15 protein-coding genes are annotated in these 18,823 nt (G+C 69.0%); 10 read left to right on the top strand and 5 right to left on the bottom strand.

Annotated features, from left to right (window positions below; translation table 11 throughout):
* The first annotated feature begins 303 nt into the window (after positions 1–303).
* Complete coding sequence (locus LTH93_RS07250; RefSeq protein ID WP_241465345.1) at positions 304–1,716, top strand: MFS transporter; 1,413 nt, start codon at positions 304–306, stop codon at positions 1,714–1,716.
* Between the two features lie 90 nt (positions 1,717–1,806).
* Here the strand turns inward: LTH93_RS07250 and LTH93_RS07245 are convergent, their stop codons facing one another.
* Positions 1,807–3,816: a BglG family transcription antiterminator gene (locus LTH93_RS07245; RefSeq protein WP_241470555.1), complete on the bottom strand. Its 2,010-nt coding sequence runs from the start codon at positions 3,814–3,816 to the stop codon at positions 1,807–1,809.
* 139 nt (positions 3,817–3,955) lie between these two features.
* Between LTH93_RS07245 and LTH93_RS07240 the strand changes: the two genes are divergently transcribed.
* From LTH93_RS07240 to LTH93_RS07220, 5 genes are all read left to right on the top strand, one after another.
* Complete coding sequence (locus tag LTH93_RS07240; protein WP_241465343.1) at positions 3,956–4,303, top strand: PTS sugar transporter subunit IIB; 348 nt, start codon at positions 3,956–3,958, stop codon at positions 4,301–4,303.
* The gene (locus tag LTH93_RS07235; RefSeq protein ID WP_241465342.1) at positions 4,300–4,572 is read left to right on the top strand and encodes an HPr family phosphocarrier protein; all 273 of its coding nucleotides are present in this window, start codon (positions 4,300–4,302) and stop codon (positions 4,570–4,572) included. The genes LTH93_RS07240 and LTH93_RS07235 overlap by 4 nt, the downstream gene beginning before the upstream one ends.
* A complete protein-coding gene (gene ptsP, locus LTH93_RS07230; protein ID WP_241470554.1) occupies positions 4,572–6,230 on the top strand; it encodes a phosphoenolpyruvate--protein phosphotransferase in 1,659 nt (552 codons plus the stop codon). The genes LTH93_RS07235 and ptsP overlap by 1 nt, the downstream gene beginning before the upstream one ends.
* Positions 6,231–6,348: 118 nt before the next feature.
* Positions 6,349–8,379, top strand: a complete 2,031-nt coding sequence (locus tag LTH93_RS07225; RefSeq protein ID WP_241465340.1) for a PTS mannitol transporter subunit IICBA — start codon at positions 6,349–6,351, stop codon at positions 8,377–8,379.
* A gap of 133 nt (positions 8,380–8,512) precedes the next feature.
* Positions 8,513–9,655: a mannitol-1-phosphate 5-dehydrogenase gene (locus LTH93_RS07220; protein ID WP_241465339.1), complete on the top strand. Its 1,143-nt coding sequence runs from the start codon at positions 8,513–8,515 to the stop codon at positions 9,653–9,655.
* Positions 9,656–9,737: 82 nt separating this feature from the next.
* Here the strand turns inward: LTH93_RS07220 and LTH93_RS07215 are convergent, their stop codons facing one another.
* The 4 genes from LTH93_RS07215 to LTH93_RS07200 form a co-directional block, all read right to left on the bottom strand.
* Positions 9,738–11,618, bottom strand: coding sequence for an ATP-binding protein (locus LTH93_RS07215; protein WP_241470553.1), 1,881 nt, complete (start codon positions 11,616–11,618; stop codon positions 9,738–9,740).
* A gap of 79 nt (positions 11,619–11,697) precedes the next feature.
* A complete protein-coding gene (locus LTH93_RS07210) occupies positions 11,698–12,354 on the bottom strand; it encodes a Maf family protein (RefSeq protein ID WP_241465337.1) in 657 nt (218 codons plus the stop codon).
* Positions 12,351–12,743, bottom strand: a complete 393-nt coding sequence (locus tag LTH93_RS07205; RefSeq protein WP_241465336.1) for an acyl-CoA carboxylase epsilon subunit — start codon at positions 12,741–12,743, stop codon at positions 12,351–12,353. Before LTH93_RS07205 ends, LTH93_RS07210 begins: the two co-directional genes overlap by 4 nt.
* Before the next feature lie 14 nt (positions 12,744–12,757).
* Positions 12,758–14,341, bottom strand: coding sequence for an acyl-CoA carboxylase subunit beta (locus LTH93_RS07200; protein ID WP_241465335.1), 1,584 nt, complete (start codon positions 14,339–14,341; stop codon positions 12,758–12,760).
* A gap of 179 nt (positions 14,342–14,520) precedes the next feature.
* On the opposite strand from LTH93_RS07200, the gene LTH93_RS07195 reads away from it, so the two are divergent.
* From LTH93_RS07195 to LTH93_RS07180, 4 genes are all read left to right on the top strand, one after another.
* Positions 14,521–15,528: an SDR family NAD(P)-dependent oxidoreductase gene (locus LTH93_RS07195; RefSeq protein ID WP_241465334.1), complete on the top strand. Its 1,008-nt coding sequence runs from the start codon at positions 14,521–14,523 to the stop codon at positions 15,526–15,528.
* Positions 15,529–15,564: 36 nt separating this feature from the next.
* Entirely contained in the window at positions 15,565–16,575 is a 1,011-nt protein-coding gene (locus LTH93_RS07190; protein WP_241470552.1) for a biotin--[acetyl-CoA-carboxylase] ligase, read from the top strand.
* A gap of 78 nt (positions 16,576–16,653) precedes the next feature.
* A complete protein-coding gene (locus tag LTH93_RS07185) occupies positions 16,654–17,229 on the top strand; it encodes a hypothetical protein (RefSeq protein WP_241465332.1) in 576 nt (191 codons plus the stop codon).
* Complete coding sequence (locus tag LTH93_RS07180) at positions 17,222–18,787, top strand: adenylate/guanylate cyclase domain-containing protein (RefSeq protein WP_370642710.1); 1,566 nt, start codon at positions 17,222–17,224, stop codon at positions 18,785–18,787. Before LTH93_RS07185 ends, LTH93_RS07180 begins: the two co-directional genes overlap by 8 nt.
* Positions 18,788–18,823: the final 36 nt, after the last annotated feature.

The raw sequence follows: 18,823 nt of genomic DNA, 5'->3' as shown, positions 1-18,823 counted from the left end.
CCTGCGCTCCGCGTAGACGCGCGACTCCGCAGCGCGAACACGTGGCATCGGCGCCACGCCTGAATCGGGCGACAGAGTCGCCAAGAGTGACGTACGAGCGTAGGCCCGACCAGATCAGTACGACTCGAAGAGATGGATCATCCCTGGAACGATTCGGATCGGTCTCTGGAAGCCGCCCCTGCAGTCTCAGCTGATGAGACTGCCTCGGCTCGGGTGCCGGGCTCCCACGGCCTCGTCCTATCATTTTGGGTCTGCGCCGCACTCGGCGCCTCACCATCAATCCTTCTGTGGAGATGCCCAGCAATGTCTACCTCTCTTGACCCCTCTGTGCCCAGCGCCTCGAAACGAAGAGTCGATGACGTGGCCGATGAGAACCTCACCGTCCCGCGCCGCCGGATCATCATGGCCTCGCTGATCGGGACCACGATCGAGTTCTATGACTTCTACATCTACGCCACCGCGGCCGTCTCGATCTTCCCGCTGCTCTTCTTCTACGGCGACGAGGGCTCCGCGCTGCTGGCCTCCATGGCCACATTCGGTGCGGCCTTCGTGGCGCGGCCGCTGGGCGCGATCATCTTCGGCCACTACGGGGACAAGGTCGGACGCAAGGCCACCCTGGTCGGCGCGCTGCTGACCATGGGCATCGCCACGTTCCTGATCGGTCTGCTGCCCACCTACCACCAGGTCGGGCTCTGGGCGCCCGCGATGCTGACCATCCTGCGCTTCTGCCAGGGACTGGGACTGGGCGGGGAATGGTCCGGTGCCGCGCTGCTGGCCTCGGAGACCGCCCGGCCGGGCAAGCGTGCGCAGGCGGCCATGTGGCCGCAGCTCGGTGCTCCCTTCGGCTTCATGCTCGCCAACGGCCTCTTCCTGCTGCTGGCCACCCTCTTCGCCTATGACTCCACCGCGCGTGACCTCGATGATCCGTTCCTGGTGTGGGGCTGGCGCCTGCCGTTCCTGCTCTCGGTGCTCATGGTCGCCGTCGGGCTCTACGTCCGGCTGCGGATCGAGGAGACCCCGGTGTTCGCCAAGGCCATGGCCGGCAACGAGCGGGTCAAGACCCCCATCGGGGAGGTCTTCCGGCGCAACTGGTGGGAGATCATCCTGGGCACCTTCATCATGCTGGCCACCTACGGGCTGTTCTATCTGATGACCACCTGGGTGCTCTCCTACGCCATCGGCAGCGCCGAGGTCGGAGGCCTGAGCTACGGCTACCAGGACTTCCTGGTGCTGCAGATCGTCGCCATCACCTTCTTCGCGATCTTCGTGCCGGTGGCAGGCCGACTGGCCGACCGCTTCGGCCGACGCCCGATGCTGATCGTGGTCACCCTGGCGATCATGGCCTTCGGACTGAGCTTCCGATACTGGCTCTCCGCCGACTCCATGGGCACCGGCGAGGACCTCAACGTCTGGCAGATGCTGGCCTTCCTCGCCGTCGGCATGACGCTGATGGGTCTCACCTTCGGCCCCATGTCCGCGGTGCTGCCGGAGCTGTTCCCCACGAACACCCGCTACACCGGATCGGGTGTGGCCTACAACGCCGCATCCATCCTCGGTGCGGCGCTGACCCCCTTCGTGGCGGCCTGGCTGGTGCAGGCCTACGGCGTCGGCGCGGTCGGGCTGTACCTGGCCGGACTGGGCGTGCTGACCCTGATCGCGCTGATCCTCGCCCCGGAGACCTCGAAGAAGTCCCTGTACACCGAGGCTGCCGAGTAGCCAGCCGCCTACAGCTGCCCCGTCCAAGGCCACGGCCCTGGGCGGGGCAGTGCTGTGTCCCGGGTCATCCAGGACCCGGCGAGAGCCGGCTCAGCCGTCGATGACCGCGACCAGCTCATCGAGGAACCCGCCGAAGTCGGTGCCCCGACGCAGGATCCGCTGCAGCGACTCCCGTTCGCTGAGCACCTCCACGAGCTGCTCGAAGACGGTCTGGAACGCATCGCGCTCGGACTCGGAGAACGCCGCCAGGGCCACGACCTGGATGCGCCCTTCGCCCCAGCGGATCGAACCCTCGGCGATCCCGATCGAGAGCGCGGTGCGCCGCGCCGTCATGGTCAGCGCGTGCGGGACCGCGAGGGACTCGGTGAAGGCCGTGGAGGAGAGCCGCTCGCGCTCGATCGTGCCGCGCACATAGTCCTCATCGATGATGCCCTGGGCGAGGAGCGGTGCGCTGAGCTGGCGGATCGCATCTTCTTCGTCCTTCGCCCGGAGCGGGCGGAGGAAGGCATCGGGGCTGAAGTAGCGCTCCAGCTCTCCGCGCAGCCGGGTGAGCCGCCGGGTGCGACGACGCCTCGACGCCACCGCGGCGATGCGCTGCATGTCGGCGTCGGTGATGAACGGGGCAAGCTGGATCGTGCGCTCATCGGGCACCGGGGGTTCGATCGTGGTCAGCACCAGATCGGTGTCCATTCCAGCCCAGTCAGGATCCGTCCGGGTCTCCACCGCGGTGACCTCGATGCCAGGCCCGAGTGATTCATCCAGCCGCGAGCGCAGCAGGTCATGGAGCTCGTAGTAACCGGGGCAGACGATGGTCGCGGTCAGCGCGGCCTCGGCGCGGCGGCTGCGTTCCAGTCGGCCGCCCACATGCATTGCGATGTAGGCGATCTCATCCTCGCGGATCAGCACGTCCAGCTGCTCGGTGATGTCGCTGGCGATGGAGACCGCGACCTGGAAGATCATCGGATAGCTGGACTTCAGCGACTTGGTCAGCGGATTGCGTGAGAAGGCCTGCTCCCGCGCCCGATGGACCAGATTCTGCACGTGCAGGCTCAGTCGCCGGATGAAGTCGGCGTGGGCGATGTCCACCAGATACTCCTCCGCGGCGTGGCCCACGGCGCGGATCACCGCCCGCTCCACCTCGGGGTCCAGCGGCACCTCGGTGCCCGCGCTGCCGTCCGAGGCGACCACCCGGGTCAGCACCAGCGAGGCCAGATGCTGCAGGTCGCCCTGGCCCAGACTCACTCCGAAGTGCTGGGAGGCCAGAGCCCCGACGACGCCGGCCAGCCGTTCCTGCTGGGCGCTGGGCTGCAGATGGGTCCCCTCCAGCGGGTGGCCGTGGCTGACCCGGTCGGCGGCGATGGCCACGTGCAGGACCACATCGGCGGAGGCGAACTCGTTGACGTAGTAGCCCTGCTCGGCCAGCTGGGCCGCCAGTTCTCGCTTGAACGGACCGAAGGCCTCCGCCTCCAGAGACCCCAGTCCCGCCGCACGGCGCAGGCCCTCGCCGTCGAAGGAGCCGTGCTCCATCTCTTCATGGGCGAGCTTCGAGACCAGCCGCCGCTGGGCGAGCTCATCGCCGACCAGCAGCGCACGCGCGCCTGAACGTTGGATGGTGTTGCCGGTGCCGGCCAGCAGCTCGCGGACCCGGACCAGATCGGCCTCCACCGTGGCCATGGAGACATAGAGGCGTTCGGCGGTGCGGCGCAGATCGATCCCGTTCTGCGCCTCGAGCAGCTCGTGCACCAGGCCGTGGAGCCGGTCCCGGGTCGAGGCGCGGCCGGAGTCGCTGCGCAGCGCTGCCAGTGCGGCCCGGTCCGCCCGGTATCCGGCGGGCCCCGATTCGATCAGCGCCGTCGGATGGGCGGATGCCGAGTGCGCGACGGTCGAACGAGGTGCCGCGGAGTTTGAGGTGCTGGAGTCGGAAGAGGCCGGGTGAGGAGCAGCGGCCTGAGGTCCAGCGGGGGCGCGTGCATTGAGCTGAGCGATATAGGACCTGACGCTGCGCGGGGTGACGCCGAGCAGGTCAGCCAGCGAGCCTGCGGTGATCCACCCGGGCTCACGCAGGAGCAGGTTGATCAGCTGCTCCTGGCGTCTGCTCATCCGGTCCACGCTCAAACCTTACCGGCCGGCCACATCGGCCGGGCGATTCTTCCTCCCCGGCGGAAAGAACTCTCGGCCCCACGCCGGTGCAGTGTGCCCTGAATCACTGCACAATCGAGGAGGAAGGAGTGTGAGATCAATGGAGATCCTGGTGGTCTGTGGTGCTGGCGCGTCCAGCACCTTCGTGGCACAGCGTGTGAAGAAGGCGATGCGCCTGGCCGGCGTGCCCTACGCAGTGCGCGCAGGAAACCAGGCCTCCCTGCTGCATGATCTCGACTCCGCAGATCTGATCCTCCTGGGCCCGCATCTGGCGGACTCGCTGGAGGACATCCAAGGACTCACCGCGCCGGCAGGCACCGTGGTGAGACTGCTTCCGGCAGACATCTACACCGACCTCGAAGGCACCAGCGCCTTGGCGCTGATCCTCGAGGCCCTCCCCATGCCCGACGCGGCCGCCGCCGCATCAACCCGAAAGGGACTCTCATGAGCTCCACTCGCACTGTCACCGTCGCCTCCTCCCAGGGGCTGCACGCACGTCCGGCCAAGCTGTTCGTGGAGGCCGCCCAGGCCTCCGGCGCGCAGGTGACGATCGCCAAGGGTGAGAAGTCCGTCAACGCGGCCAGCATCCTCGGGGTGCTCTCCCTCGGCGTGGAGAAGAACGATCAGGTGGTGCTCACCGCCGAAGGCGGGAACGAGGAGCAGACCCTGGAGAGCCTGGAGCAGTTCCTGACCACCGACCACGACGAGGCCTCCTGATGCCGGAGCTCTCCGGAATCGGCGTCGGAAGGGGCATCGCCGCGGGACCCGTGGCCCGAATGTCCGCTCCGCCGCCGGCGCCCGCGGATGAAGCCTCCGCGCTCAGCGCCGACGCTGAGACGCAGCGGGTGCAGGTGGCAGTCGCCGAAGTGGCCGCCGAGCTCGAAGCCCGCGGCCGCACCGCCGGCGGCATGGCCCGCGACGTGCTCGAGGCTCAGGCCATGATGGCCCAGGACCCGACCCTGCACGACGCCGTGGCGACCCGGCTGAAGGCGGGCAAGACCGGCGAATACGCCGTGCACGAGGCCTTCGCCGAGTTCCGCGCCACGCTGGAGGCGCTCGGCGGCTATCTCGGCGAGCGCGCCTCGGACCTCTCCGACGTGTCCCAGCGCGTGATCGCCAGCCTGCGTGGGCTGCCCGCCCCGGGCATCCCGGACCCCGGACACCCGTTCATCCTGGTTGCCGAGGATCTGGCGCCGGCGGACACCGCGCTGCTGAACCTGGACCAGGTCCTCGCCCTGGTGACCATCCAGGGCGGACCGACCTCGCACACCGCGATCCTGGCGCGCGAGAAGTCCATCACCGCCATCGTCGGCGTCGCCGAGGCCGAGAGCCTTCTGGATGGCCAGCAGGTGATCGTCGACGCCGGAGCCGGCGCGGTGATCGCTGATCCGACCCAGGAGCAGCTCGACGAGGCCGAGGCCCGCCGCGCCGCGCATGCGGCGGAGGCCGTGGCACCGGTGACTCCGGGCGCCCTGGCAGACGGCACCGCGGTGCCGCTGCTGGCGAACCTCGGCTCGGCCAAGAGCTCGGCCAAGGCGGTGGCGCTGGGCGCCGAAGGTGTGGGGCTCTTCCGCACCGAGTTTCTCTTCCTCAGCGCCGACGAGGCGCCCTCGGTGGAAGAGCAGCGCGAGGCCTACCAGTCGGTGCTCGAGGCCTTCCCCGGCCAGAAGGTGGTGGTCCGAGCCCTCGACGCCGGCGCTGACAAGCCGCTGAGCTTCCTCAACGACGCGCCCGAGGAGAACCCGGCACTGGGTCTGCGCGGACTGCGCGCGCTGATGGCCAATGAGCAGATCCTCACGGACCAGCTCACCGCCCTGGCCCAGGCGCAGGAGAACACCGATGCCGACGTCTGGGTGATGGCTCCGATGGTCTCCACCGTGGAGGAGGCCGAAGCGTTCACGGCGCTGGCCAAGGAGCACGGCCTGCAGACGGCCGGGGTCATGGTGGAGGTCCCCTCGATCGCGCTGATGGCCGATGAGCTGCTCACACGCACCGACTTCGCCTCCATCGGCACCAACGACCTGACCCAGTACACGATGGCGGCCGACCGCCTGCTCGGTTCCGTGGCGTCCCTGCAGGATCCCTGGCACCCCGCGGTGCTGCGGCTGATCCGTGAAGTCGGCGCCGCCGGGATCGCTTCGAAGAAGCCCGTCGGAGTCTGTGGCGAGGCCGCCGCGGACCCGCTGCTCGCCGTCGTCCTGGTCGGACTCGGCGTGAACACGCTCTCGATGTCTCCGGCCGCGCTCGCAGATGTGCGGGCCGAGCTGAAGCTGCACACCTTGGAGGAGGCACGCTCCATCGCCGCCGCCGCGCTTGGTGCCGCCACCGCGGCGCAGGCGCGGGAAGCCGCACAGACCGCGGCGCAGAAGTCCTGAACCACGACTGAACAACTGAATCATCGCCTAAGTCGCTGAGACCGGCCCTCGTTCCAGGGCCGACACCTTTGACGCACCCGCAGGGGGCGTCTCACCATCACAAGAAAGAGGCTCCGTCATGACAACGGTGTCAGCTGAGACGAAGGATCGGGGCGGCACACGTGTGGCCGTCCAGCGATTCGGCTCATTCCTGTCGGGCATGATCATGCCCAACATCCCCGCCCTGATCGCCTGGGGCATCATCACCGCGCTGTTCATCGAGGTCGGTCCGTTCCCGAACGAGGCGCTCGCCTCGATCGTCGGTCCGATGATCCACTACCTGCTGCCGATCCTGATCGCCATGCAGGGTGGCCGGATGATCTACGACACGCGCGGTGCCGTCGTCGGCGCGATCGCCACCATGGGCGTCATCGCTGGCTCCGACTGGCTCGTCGCCCAGTTCAACGCGACCCTCCCAGAGGGTGCCGGCGAACTGGGGCAGGTCCACATGTTCATCGGTGCGATGATCATGGGTCCCCTGGGCGCCTACGCGATCAAGCAGCTCGACAAGCTGTGGGAGGGCAAGATCAAGTCCGGCTTCGAGATGCTGGTCAACATGTTCTCCGCAGGCATCGGCGGCTTCCTGCTGGCCCTCGCCGGCTTCTACTGGGTCGCTCCGGCGATCAACGCGCTGATGGATGTCATGGGCAACGCGGTGCGCTGGCTCATCGAGACCAATCTGCTGCCGCTGACCTCGGTCATCATCGAACCAGCGAAGGTCTTCTTCCTCAACAACGCCATCAACCACGGTGTGCTGACGCCCTTGGGCATCGCGGATGCGGCTGAGAACGGCCAGTCGATCCTGTTCCTGCTCGAGGCCAACCCGGGGCCCGGCTTCGGCGTCCTGCTGGCCTTCTCGATCTTCGGCACCGGCATTGCACGGGCCACCGCCCCCGGTGCTCTGCTCATCCAGTTCGTCGGCGGCATCCACGAGGTCTACTTCCCCTACGTGCTGATGAAGCCAGCGCTGCTGATCGCCATGATCGCCGGCGGCGCCACGGGCGTCGGCACCAACATGGTCTTCGAGTCGGGTCTGCGAGCCCCCGCCGCACCGGGTTCGATCATCGCGGTGGTGGCACAGACCGCGCAGGGCTCCTACGTCGGGGTCATCCTCTCGGTGATCCTCTCGGCAACGGTGACCTTCTCGGTCGCTTCGGTCATCCTGCTCTCCAGCCGGAAGCGTGATCTTGCGGCGAATGAGGACAGCTTCGCGGCGGCCGTGGCGAAGACCGAGGCGAACAAGGGCAGGTCCTCCTCACATCTGGCGAACCTCTCCGCCGCGACCCAGGTCCCGGCGCAGAAGATCACGAACATCATCTTCGCCTGCGACGCCGGCATGGGCTCCTCCGCGATGGGCGCCTCGGTGCTGCGCAAGAAGATCTCCGGGGCAGGCATCGAAGGCGTCACGGTCACCAACAAGGCCGTCGCCTCGCTGCCGGGGGACGCCGATCTGGTCATCACCCAGCAGCAGCTCACCGATCGGGCACGCGCCAAGGAGCCGCAGGCGGTGCACGTCTCGGTGGACAGCTTCATGAACGCCCCGGAGTACGACGACGTCGTCACGCTGATCCGGCAGAGCGAGGCCAGGTCCTCCGGGCGGGATGCTGATGACGGTGTCGACTCGCACGAGTCCTCCGCCGGGGGAGTCGCCATGGACACCCGTGTGCGCAGCGACTCACAGATCCTGACCCGCTCGCAGGTCCGCATCCACACCGGCTCCGCCACCCAGGACGAGGCGCTCACCGAAGCGGCCGAGATCCTCGGCGCAGCCGGCGCGGTGACCGAGGAGTACCTCAGGGCCATGAAGGAGCGCGAGGCCACGGTCTCCACCTACATGGGCAACGAGCTGGCCATCCCACACGGCACCAACGACGCGAAGTCAGCTGTTCTGGCCTCGGCCCTCTCGGTGACCCGCTACGACGGCGGCGTGGACTGGGCCGGAGAGAAGGTCACCTTCGTGATCGGCATCGCCGGGGTCGGTGACGAGCACCTGGAGATCCTCTCCAAGATCGCTGAGCTCTTCTCCGACGACGCGGAGGTCGCCAAGCTCAAGCAGGCCTCCTCCGAGGAGGAGCTGTTGACGCTGCTCTCGGCGGTCAACGCCGGCTGAGCCTGGGCTGACACCGGTGCCCGCGGGCACCCGCTGAGCCGAAGGGGGTGCGTCACACGGATCACCGGTGGCGCACCCCCTTCGCCGCTGCACACACCACATACATCTGAGCACTCAACCTTCGGGAGTCAACATGCTGGCAGTCCATTTCGGCGCGGGAAACATCGGCCGCGGCTTCGTAGGAACCCTGCTGCACGAGGGAGGCTATGAGGTGGTCTTCTCCGACGTCGCAGCACCCCTGGTGGACGCGCTCTCGGAAGCGCGCAGCTACACCGTGCACGAGGTCGGAGCCGGTGGCGTCGATCGGGAGGTCACGAACTTCCGGGCACTGAACAGCACCGAGGACCCGCAGGCGGTGGCCGCAGAGGTCGCCTCCGCGGATGTGGTCACCACCGCCGTGGGACCTGCCATCTTGAAGTTCATCGCCCCGCATGTGCTCTCCGGCCTGCTGCAGCGCCCGGCCGAGGCCCAGCCGCTGCAGATCATGGCGTGCGAGAACGCGCTGGGCGCCACCGACACGCTGCGCGACCATGTGCAGGAGCTCGCCGGGGAGCAGTGGGAGATGCTCTCGGCCCGGGCAGTGTTCGCCAACACCGCGGTGGACCGGATCGTCCCGGGACAGCCCGTCGACGGAGGAGTCGACGTCACCGTGGAGCCGTTCTACGAATGGGCCATCGAAGCAGGACCCTTCGGTGAGGACCGGCCGAACATCCCGGGCGCCCACTTCGTGGACGACCTCGGCCCCTATATCGAGCGCAAGCTCTTCACCGTGAACACCGGCCACGCCGCCACCGCCTACCTGGGGTTCCGCGCGGGCCGCAGCACGATCGCCGAGGCGCTGACCGATGAGACGGTCTTCGCCGGAGTCCGTGCCGCCCTCGAGGAGACCTCGGCGCTGCTGGTGGACAAGCACGGCTTCGCCCCCGAGGAGATGGCCGCCTACCGAGCGACCATCCTGGAGCGCTTCCGCAACCCGGAGCTTCCAGACACCGTGGATCGGGTGGGTCGGCAGCCGCTGCGCAAGCTCTCCCGGCACGAACGCCTGATCGGGCCCGCCGTGGAGGCGGCGGAGCGCGGCCTGAGCGTGGAGGGGCTGCTCGCCGTCGTCGAGGCGGCGCTGCACTTCGAGTCGGCCGCCGATGAGCAGACCCGGCAGCTGCAGAAGCTGCTCACCGAGCTCGACGCCGACGCGCTGACCACCCAGATCACCGGGCTGCAACCGGCAGATCCGCTCTACAGCAGAGTCCGCGAGCTGGTCACCGCCCGGCAGGGCTGACCACCCGCACCACCCCGGGGACTTCCCTCCACACGCTGACCACACCCGTTTGTCGCGATGCGGAGGATCTGCTGGGGGAGGATCAGTCGATGATGCTGGCCACGACCTGGCCGGCGGTCACGGTGGACCCGGCCTTGGCCTTGAGCCCCTTCAACCGGCCGGCCTTGTGCGCGGTGATGGGCTGCTCCATCTTCATCGCCTCCAGGACCAGCACCAGATCTCCTTCGGCGACCTTCGCGCCGTCCTTCGCGGCCACCTTCACGATCGTGCCCTGCATCGGTGAGGTCAGATCATCCCCAGAGACCGCCGCGGCGGAGGTGCTGCGCGCCTTGCGCCGCTTCTTGCCCCCGGCGGGCTTGCCGCCGAGCTTGCCGCCGGCCAGGGCCGCGGGCAGGTTCACCGTGATGCGCTTGCCGTTGACCTCCATCACCACCGACTCGCGCGGCTCCTCATGGTCGTGGGCCGGGTGGGCCATGAGCGCGTTGTACGGCGGGATCTGGTTGTTGAACTCGGTCTCGATCCACCGCGTGTGCACGCTGAAACTCTCGGCGGCGGGCGCCCGGCGTCGTGCCAGCCGCTCCGCGGCCTGGGAGACCGCGTTGCCGTGGCCGCCAGCTGCTCCTGCGCCTGAGGAGGGCTGGGTCGCGGCGGCAGGGACCAGCTCGGGGGCGAAGGCGATGTCTTCGAGCACCGCACGGTGGAAGGGCAGAACCGTGGGCATGCCTTCGACCTTCATCTCCTTCAGCGCGCGTCGGGCACGGCGCAGCGCCTGCTCGCGGGTGGCGCCGGTGATGATGACCTTGGCGATCATCGAATCGAAGGCTCCGGAGATCGTCTCCCCGGCGTGGACGCCGGAGTCCACCCGGACGCCGGGCCCGTGCGGAAGATCGAAGGTCTCCAGGGTGCCCGGTGCGGGCATGAAGTTGCGCCCCGGGTCCTCCCCGTTGATGCGGAACTCGATGCTGTGCCCGCGGATCTCCGGATCCTCGTAGCCCAGGCGCTCGCCCCGGGCGATCCGGAACTGCTCACGGACCAGGTCGATGCCGGTGACCTCCTCGGAGACCGGGTGCTCGACCTGCAGCCGGGTGTTGACCTCCAGGAAGCTGATGGTGCCGTCCTGACCGATGAGGAACTCGCAGGTGCCGGCGCCCACATAGCCGGCCTCACGCATGATGGCCTTGGAGGACCGGTAGAGCTGCCGGTTCTGAGCCCGGGTCAGGAACGGCGCCGGGGCCTCCTCGACGAGCTTCTGGTTCCGCCGCTGCAGCGAGCAGTCCCGGGTGGAGACGACGACGACGTTGCCATGTTCGTCCGCCAGGCACTGGGTCTCGACATGGCGCGGGGAGTCCAGGAAGCGTTCGATGAAGCACTCGCCGCGACCGAAGGCGGAGACCGCCTCGCGCACCGCGGATTCGAAGAGCTCGGCGATCTCATCGTGTTCACGCACCACCTTGATGCCGCGGCCGCCGCCGCCGTAGGCGGCCTTGATGGCCAGCGGAAGTCCCTGCTTCTCGGCGAAGCGCATGACCTCTTTGGCGTCCTTGACCGGTTCCTTGGTGCCCGGCGCCAGCGGCGCACCCACCCGCTCGGCGAGCTGCCGCGCCGAGACCTTGTCTCCGAGGATGTCGATGGCCTTCGGCGAGGGCCCGATCCAGGTCAGCCCGGCGTCGATCACGGCCTGGGCGAACTCGGCGTTCTCGGAGAGGAACCCGTAGCCGGGATGCACGGCGTCGGCGCCGGTGGCCCGGGCCGCCGCGAGGATCTTCGGGATGCTCAGGTAGCTCTCGGCGGCTGTGGCGCCGCCGAGGGCGTAGGCCTCGTCGGCCATGCGCACATGCACCGAGTCACGGTCCGGGTCGGCATAGACGGCGACGGCGGCCAGCCCCTCGTCCTGGGCGGCGCGGATGACGCGCACGGCGATCTCGCCGCGGTTGGCGATCAGGACCTTGGTGAACTCGGTCATGGTTCCTCTCTCTGCTTTCGCTGTCGCCCACCGGTGAGGGTGGGTCTGCAGGCGCGGGAAGTGCCGCCCCTGGGAAGTCTCAGGTGTGGGTGGCCGCGGGCGGCGGGGACCACAGGTCGGTGATGGAATGCCCCAGCTCGGCGAGCATCGAGTGCAGCGCCGCGGGGGAGACCCCGATGACGGAGAGGTGGTCCCCCTCGATCGCCTCGATGAAGGCGGCGCCGCGGCCGTCGATGGTGAAGCCGCCGGCGCAGTTCAGCGGCTCGCCGGACTCGGCGTAGCGCTGGATCTCGGCGTCGGTGGGCTCACCGAAGCTGACTCGGGTGGAGACCGTGCGCTGGGCCCGGGTGCCGGTGGAGGCGTCGATCAGGGCGTGGCCGGTGTGCAGCACCCCGGTGCGTCCGCGCATCTGCTTCCAGCGCTGCACCGCGACATCGACCTCGAAGGGCTTCCCGTAGCTGGCGCCGTCGAGCTCGAAGACCGAGTCGCAGCCGAGCACCATCACCGAGGGTCGGCTGTTGATGCCGGGCAGATTCGCGACGGCGGCGGCCTTCAGGTCAGCGAGCAGCTGAGCCTCCATGGCCGGGGTGAGCTGATCGCCGTCGAGCTTCTCCTGGGCGGCGGCCACCGCGGCGGGCTCGTCGACATCGGAGACGCGGACTGTGAAGATCACGTCGGCCTGGGTCAGGATGCGGGCTCGGCTGGTCGAGGCGGAGCCGAGGATCAGGCGGGTCATCGCAGGCCCGCCGCATGCTTCCAGGAGTCCGGCCCGGGCCGACCCCACAGGCCGAGCCGACGGCGCCGCTGCAGGGTGCGGTCGCTGGGGCCGGCGCTGCCGGCCCCGTTGTGCTCGACCTCCGAGGCTCCGGCCAGGGTGCCCAGCACGGCGGTCACCGCGGCGAGCTCTTCATCGTTGAGAGTCCCTCCGGCCATCTGCAGGTCCGAGCCGTCCACGGCCTCGGCATCCTGCTCAGCCTCGGAGTCCTGCTCAGAGCCAGAGCCCGGCTCGGCCTCAACGGACGCATCAGACACGAGCGTCGCGGCAGGCTCGGCCGCGTCGGTGGAGACGCTCGCCGCGGCGTCGGCCTCGGGGAGCTGCTCGGTGCTCAGGATTGCGTGGGTCATGGTCTGAAGCCCTTCTAGAGCGGAATGTTTCCGTGCTTCTTGGCCGGCAGCGCCTCGCGCTTGTGCTGGGTGGCGCGCAGGGCGTTGGAGATCTGCCAGCGGGTCTCGGCAGGTTCGATCACCGCGTCGATGTAGCCGAGCTCAGCCGCCTGGTAGGGGTTCAGCAGCTCGGCCTCGTAGTCGGCGATCAGCGACTTCCGGCGTCCCTCCACGTCCCCGCCGGACTTCTCCACCGCGGCGAGGTCGCGCCGGTAGAGGATGTTCACCGCGCCCTGGGCCCCCATCACCCCGATCTGCGCGGTGGGCCAGGCCAGGTTCACATCGGCGCCGAGCTTCTTGGAGCCCATCACGATGTAGGCGCCGCCGAAGGCCTTGCGGGTGATCACCGTGATCTTCGGCACCGTCGCCTCGGCGTAGGCGTAGAGCAGCTTGGCGCCGCGCCGGATGATCCCGTTGAACTCCTGGTCGGTGCCGGGCAGGAAGCCCGGGACGTCGACCAGGGTCAGGATCGGGATGTTGAAGGAGTCGCAGAAGCGGACGAACCGGGCGGCCTTCTCGGAGGCGGCGATGTCCAGGGTGCCGGCGAACTGGGTGGGCTGGTTCGCGACCACGCCGACCGAGCGGCCCTCGACCCGGCCGAAGCCGATGGTGACGTTGGGGGCGTAGAGGCTCTGCAGCTCCAGGAAGTGGCCGTCATCGAGGATCTGTTCGATCAGGACGCGCATGTCATAGGGGGCGGAGGAGGAGTCCGGGATCAGCGCATTCAGCGCCTCGTCGCCGGTCTCGATCTTGGGCCGCTCCTCATGGTCCTCGATGGGGGCCTCCGCCAGGTTGTTCAGCGGGAGGAACTCCAGCAGCTCCTTGGCGAACTCCACGGCGTCGGCCTCGTCGGAGGCCATATAGGCCGCCGTTCCGGTGACCGTGGAGTGGGACCGGGCCCCGCCCAGGGTCTCCATGTCGACGTCCTCACCGGTGACGGACTTGATGACGTCGGGCCCGGTGATGAACATGTGGGATGTCTTGTCCACCATGATCACGAAGTCGGTCAGCGCAGGGGAGTAGGCGGCGCCGCCGGCGGCAGGGCCCATGATCAGGGTGATCTGCGGTATCACTCCAGAAGAGTGGACGTTGTTCCGGAAGATGTCGGCGAACATCGCCAGCGAGGACACGCCCTCCTGGATGCGCGCCCCGCCGCCGTCGTTGATCCCGATCACCGGGCAGCCGTTGCGGGCGGCGAACTCCTGGACCTTGACGATCTTCTCCCCGTTGACCTTCGAGAGGGATCCGCCGAAGACCGTGAAGTCCTGGGAGTAGACGGCGACGAGGCGATCATCGATGGTGCCGTAGCCCGAGACCAGTCCGTCGCCCAGCGGATGGCGGGTCTCCATCCCGAAGGAGCTGGAGCGGTGCACCGCCATGGCGTCGAGCTCGACGAAGGAGTCGGGATCCAGGAGCATGTCGATGCGTTCGCGGGCGGTGTTCTTCCCGCGGCTGTGCTGCTTGGCGACGGCTTCCTCCCCGGCAGGGGCATGGGTCTTGTCGCGTCGCCGGCGGAAGTCGGCCAGCTTGCCGGCGGTGGTGGTGAGATCTGACGTCATGGCTGCGCGGTGGCACCTTTCCGATCGCAGGCTGGAGGAAGTCCACAATTCAGCGGCCAGTCTATCCACGGGTGGGGGCCGTTCCGCTGTGGACTCTCTACAAAAAGCCAGACGGGACTTGCATGCTTGGACGGAGCCAGACGCTTCCACCCATGGTTACTCACCGGTAGGGTGCTCCTATGACCCAGTTCACAACACCTGACACCGAACCTGCCGCGAAGACCAGTCCCGCCGCCGCCGGCGAACTCACCGGACGCACCGCGCTGATCTCCGGCGGATCCCGGGGCATCGGACACGCCATCGCCGTCGCACTGGCGGCCCGTGGAGCCAACGTGGCGCTGCTGGCCAAGACCGACACCCCGCACCCGAAGCTCGCCGGCACCGTGCACACCGCGGTGGAGGACATCCGGGCGGCCGGCGGTCAGGGACTGGCCGTGGTCGGCGACGTGCGCCGCGATGAGGACGTGCTCTCCGCCGTCGAGCAGACCGTGGAGGCCTTCGGCGGGATCGACATCGTCATCAACAACGCCTCGGCGATCGATCTCTCACCCACCGAGGTGCTGGACATGAAGCGCTACGACCTGATGCACGACATCAACGTCCGCGGCACCTTCCTGCTCTCGAAGACCGCCGCTCCGCACCTGCGCACCAGCGCCGCGAAGCACCGGGCCCCCGCCGACGGCACGGCCTCGGGGTCTGCGGCAGGAGCAGCGGCGGAGCCGGAATTCACCCCGCAGATCCTGACCCTCTCCCCGCCGCTGGCGCTGAGCGAGGCCGGCCTGGACCCGATCTGGCTCGGTCGGCATCTGGCCTACACGATGTCCAAGTACGGGATGTCGATGACCACCGTGGGTCTGGCCGCCGAGCTCGAGCCAGACGGCGTGGCGGTGAACTCGCTCTGGCCCGCCACCTATATCGACACCGCCGCGATCCGGAACCTGGCCGCGCTCGCCGGTGAGCAGGGCGAGACCATGATCCGCGGAGCCCGACGGGTGGACATCGTCGCCGACGCCGCCGTGGCCATGCTCTCCGGCCAGGTCACCACGGCCGCGCCCGATGGGAAGCTGCGCCCGATCAGCGGGGCCTTCCTCACCGACGAGCAGGTGCTGCGCCAGCTGGGCGTCGAGGACTTCACCGACTATGCGGTGGATCCCGAGGCCGAGCTGATCCCCGACGCCTTCCTCTGAGGGGTCCCCGCCGATCCCGTGGCCTAGCCTGGGCTCATGACTGCCGCGCTGCCACCACTCGATGAGGCCCTGCTCGCCCGACGCCTCCACACCGACGCCGGGGGAGCCTATGCCCGGATCCAGCGGATCGAGTCGGTCGGGTCCACCAACGAGTGGCTGAGTCAGGTGCTTGCCGAAGAGGCGCAGTCGCGACCGCAGCCGACACGGCAGGCGACGACGGCGTGGCCGCACCTCTCGGCGCTCACCGCGGAGGAGCAGACCGGTGGTCGGGGTCGACTGGGTCGGCTCTGGAGCTCACCGAAGGGGGCGTCGCTCTCGACCTCGATCGTGCTGCGCCCGCAGCTTGATCCCGCGCTTCTGGGCTGGGTCTCGATGCTCGCCGGTCGGGCGCTGGTGGACACGCTGCGTCAGGACTGCGGACTGGATGCCGAGGATCAGCGCGCGGTCTTGAAATGGCCCAACGATGTGCAGGTGACCCAGGCCTCCGGACCGGCGAAGAAGGTCAGCGGGATCCTGGCCACCGCGGTGCCGGGCGCCGTCGTGCTGGGGGTCGGGATCAACGTGCTGCTGACGCCTGAGCAGCTGCCCATCGAGAACTCCACCTCGGTGCTGATCGAGCTCAACCGCCGGGGCGCGGATGCGGAGATCGGATCAGGACCCGCCGCGGGCAGCCAGGAGCCGGGGCAGCTTCGCACCGAGCTGCTGTGCTGCTTCTTGGAACGCTTCGCGGAGCTGCTGGGCCGCATCGAGGAGGCCGCACGGCAGGACCCCGCGACGGTGGACGAGGTGCTGATCAACACGATCGGTCAGGTGCTGACCACCCTTGGCCAGGAGGTCCGTGTGGAGCTCCCCGATGGCAGCGCCGAACGCGGGGTGGCGCAGCGGCTGACCTCCCAGGGCGCGCTTCAGGTGGAGGTGATCGCGCGGCGCGCCGCCTCGGAGCGTGACTGGGAGCCCTGTGCGCCCGTGCTCAGAGCCTTCTCCGCCGGAGACGTGACCCATCTCCGGGCGGTCAGCGGCGGTGCCCAGCCACCCCCGGTAGACTGACACGGCAGATCGCATATGAACTTGCGCGCCCTGGCTAGGGGAGCGTGGACGAAGACCGGCAGGAGGCTGTGGCTCGCGATGAAGCTCAAGCTGGTCGACGGCGAGCAGGTGGTCATCCGCACCCGCGCCCACCACCGCGCGCTGCTCCCCGCGCTGCTGAACTTCCTCGTCACCGTGATGGTGATGAGCTTCCTGCTGGGTTACATCGCCCGCGCCGATCAGCCCGAGTTCGTCGAGCACTACCAGCACATCGGAGTCTTCGTGATCTGGGCCGGCGGGCTCCTCGCGCTCGCCTTCGGCACACTCAAGCCACTGCTGACCTGGGGCAACCGCATGACCTACCTGACCAGTCACCGCCTGGTGCAGAAGAACCTGCTCGGCGCCGCGCAGGCCAGCGTGGTGCCGCTGGGGCTGCTCTCCGAGGTGCAGCTGAAGCAGTCCCGCCTCCAGTCCACGTCAGCGGCGGGTGACCTGGTCCTGCTCCATGGGGCCTATGGTCAGCACCAGCGCACCCGGCTGAGCAACATGCCCGACGCCGCGCATTTCCAGACCGTCATCGCCGAGGAGCTGGGCGAATATCGCCGGCACGTCGCTGCCCAGTACGCGAGCCAGGCACCCGCTCCTGGAGGATACGGAGAAGCACACTATGCCTGAGCCCGGCACGCCGCCAGGACACGACCCCAGACCGGTCTACCTCGGCGGCGAAGACACCGACGCCTCGTGGCGGGCAGTGCGCTACACGCCCCCCGGTGCCAGCCGCGGCCTCGAGCTCAGCGGTGAGCCCTCCAGCCTCTCCCCGGAGGCCGCCGGCTCCGCCGAGGCGGCAGGAGCCGAGGGTCCGCCGCGCGAGGTGTCGGTCAACTACTCCTCCGCTGAGCTCGAGGCGGCCCGCCAGGACTGGTCTGACTTCCATTCCCCGCGGCTGCAGGGCCAGGTCCGCCAGACCGTTCTGCAGGAAGCCGGGGAAGGCCGCATCACCGCCGGCCCCGACGGCGCCGTGGGGGCTGAGGGGCTGGTCGATCGCAGCGCCGGCCTCGCCGCCCGGGAGGCGCAGACCGAGCGCGACACCGGCGCCGACGCAGATGACGGCGCCGGCGCCGCGGCACTCACCGGCCATGAACGCTCCCCGGAGACCGCAGCCATCCCGATCCCGAGCATGGAGCAGCGCGAATGGCACCGCACCATCCGTGAGCTCGAGCGCCGGCTGCTCGGGGCCGAACGCACCCTCACCTACCGCGAGATGGCTCATCAGCTGGGGGTCTCCACCCGCTCGGCCCGGCGGCTCTGGCGGGCGCTCGGCTTCCCCAACCTCGATGACGACGTCAAGGCCTTCACCGAGACCGACGTCGAGGCGCTGGCCACGATGATCGAGCTGGTCCGCGACGGTCACCTCAACGAGGAGACCGCGATCTCGATGACCCGATCGGTGGGCCAGATGACCGACCGCATGGTGGTCTGGCAGATCGAGGCCCTGGTGGAGGACAAGATCGCCAACGGCCAGCTCTCCGACGCGGTGGCGCGCACCCAGGTCGTGGAGACGCTGCCCAAGCTGATCGACCCGATCCAGAAGCTCATCGGCTACACCTGGCGCCGCCAGCTCTCGGCCGCCCTGCAGCGCCTCACCGTCCGGGTGGAATCGGGCCTGGCGGCCACCGAGCAGGGGCGCACCGGGGCCGAGGATGACGCCGCCCTGCCGCTGGCCCGCGCCGTCGGCTTCGCCGATCTGGTCTCCTACACCTCGCTGTCGCGGCAGATGAACGAGCGCACGCTGGCGCATATGGTGCAGCACTTCGAGTCGAAATGTGCCGAGATCATCTCCATCGGCGGAGGCCGGCTGGTCAAGACCGTCGGGGACGAGGTGCTCTACAACGCCGAGACGCCCGAAGCCGGCGCCGAGATCGCGCTGGCCCTGGCGGAGTCCATCGCCGCCGACGACGTCCTGCCCGAGGCGCGGGTCTCAGTGGTCTGGGGCCGTGTGCTCTCCCGGATGGGGGACATCTACGGACCCACCGTGAACCTCGCCGCCCGGCTGACCTCGCTCGCGGATCCGGGCATGATCCTGGTGGACCAGGTCACCGCCCAGACGCTGGATTCCGACCCGGATTACCTGCTGGTCCCGCAGCCTCCGCGGATCGTGCGCGGCTTCGGCGAGGTCCAGCCGTACATGCTGCTGCGCGGCCAGGGGGCCGGGATCCTCGCCGATAACCGCTGAAGCCCCGCCTGGGATCAGCGCTGGCGCAGTGCGAAA

Source organism: Nesterenkonia sp. DZ6, from assembly GCF_022565835.1.
Taxonomy (GTDB): Bacteria; Actinomycetota; Actinomycetes; order Actinomycetales; family Micrococcaceae; genus Nesterenkonia.
This window is presented reverse-complemented; position numbering and strand designations above follow the sequence as displayed.

Bases quoted from the DNA above. Each gene is read 5' to 3' on its own strand.
- LTH93_RS07220 (WP_241465339.1), top strand. From the start codon at position 8,513: ATGCTGGCAGTCCATTTCGGCGCGGGAAACATCGGCCGCGGCTTCGTA.
- LTH93_RS07240 (WP_241465343.1), top strand. From the start codon at position 3,956: ATGGAGATCCTGGTGGTCTGTGGTGCTGGCGCGTCCAGCACCTTCGTG.
- LTH93_RS07185 (WP_241465332.1), top strand. From the start codon at position 16,654: ATGAAGCTCAAGCTGGTCGACGGCGAGCAGGTGGTCATCCGCACCCGC.
- LTH93_RS07215 (WP_241470553.1), bottom strand. From the start codon at position 11,618: ATGACCGAGTTCACCAAGGTCCTGATCGCCAACCGCGGCGAGATCGCC.
- ptsP (WP_241470554.1), top strand. From the start codon at position 4,572: ATGCCGGAGCTCTCCGGAATCGGCGTCGGAAGGGGCATCGCCGCGGGA.
- LTH93_RS07180 (WP_370642710.1), top strand. From the start codon at position 17,222: ATGCCTGAGCCCGGCACGCCGCCAGGACACGACCCCAGACCGGTCTAC.
- LTH93_RS07250 (WP_241465345.1), top strand. From the start codon at position 304: ATGTCTACCTCTCTTGACCCCTCTGTGCCCAGCGCCTCGAAACGAAGA.
- LTH93_RS07210 (WP_241465337.1), bottom strand. From the start codon at position 12,354: ATGACCCGCCTGATCCTCGGCTCCGCCTCGACCAGCCGAGCCCGCATC.
- LTH93_RS07195 (WP_241465334.1), top strand. From the start codon at position 14,521: ATGACCCAGTTCACAACACCTGACACCGAACCTGCCGCGAAGACCAGT.
- LTH93_RS07235 (WP_241465342.1), top strand. From the start codon at position 4,300: ATGAGCTCCACTCGCACTGTCACCGTCGCCTCCTCCCAGGGGCTGCAC.
- LTH93_RS07205 (WP_241465336.1), bottom strand. From the start codon at position 12,743: ATGACCCACGCAATCCTGAGCACCGAGCAGCTCCCCGAGGCCGACGCC.
- LTH93_RS07225 (WP_241465340.1), top strand. From the start codon at position 6,349: ATGACAACGGTGTCAGCTGAGACGAAGGATCGGGGCGGCACACGTGTG.
- LTH93_RS07200 (WP_241465335.1), bottom strand. From the start codon at position 14,341: ATGACGTCAGATCTCACCACCACCGCCGGCAAGCTGGCCGACTTCCGC.
- LTH93_RS07245 (WP_241470555.1), bottom strand. From the start codon at position 3,816: ATGAGCAGACGCCAGGAGCAGCTGATCAACCTGCTCCTGCGTGAGCCC.
- LTH93_RS07190 (WP_241470552.1), top strand. From the start codon at position 15,565: ATGACTGCCGCGCTGCCACCACTCGATGAGGCCCTGCTCGCCCGACGC.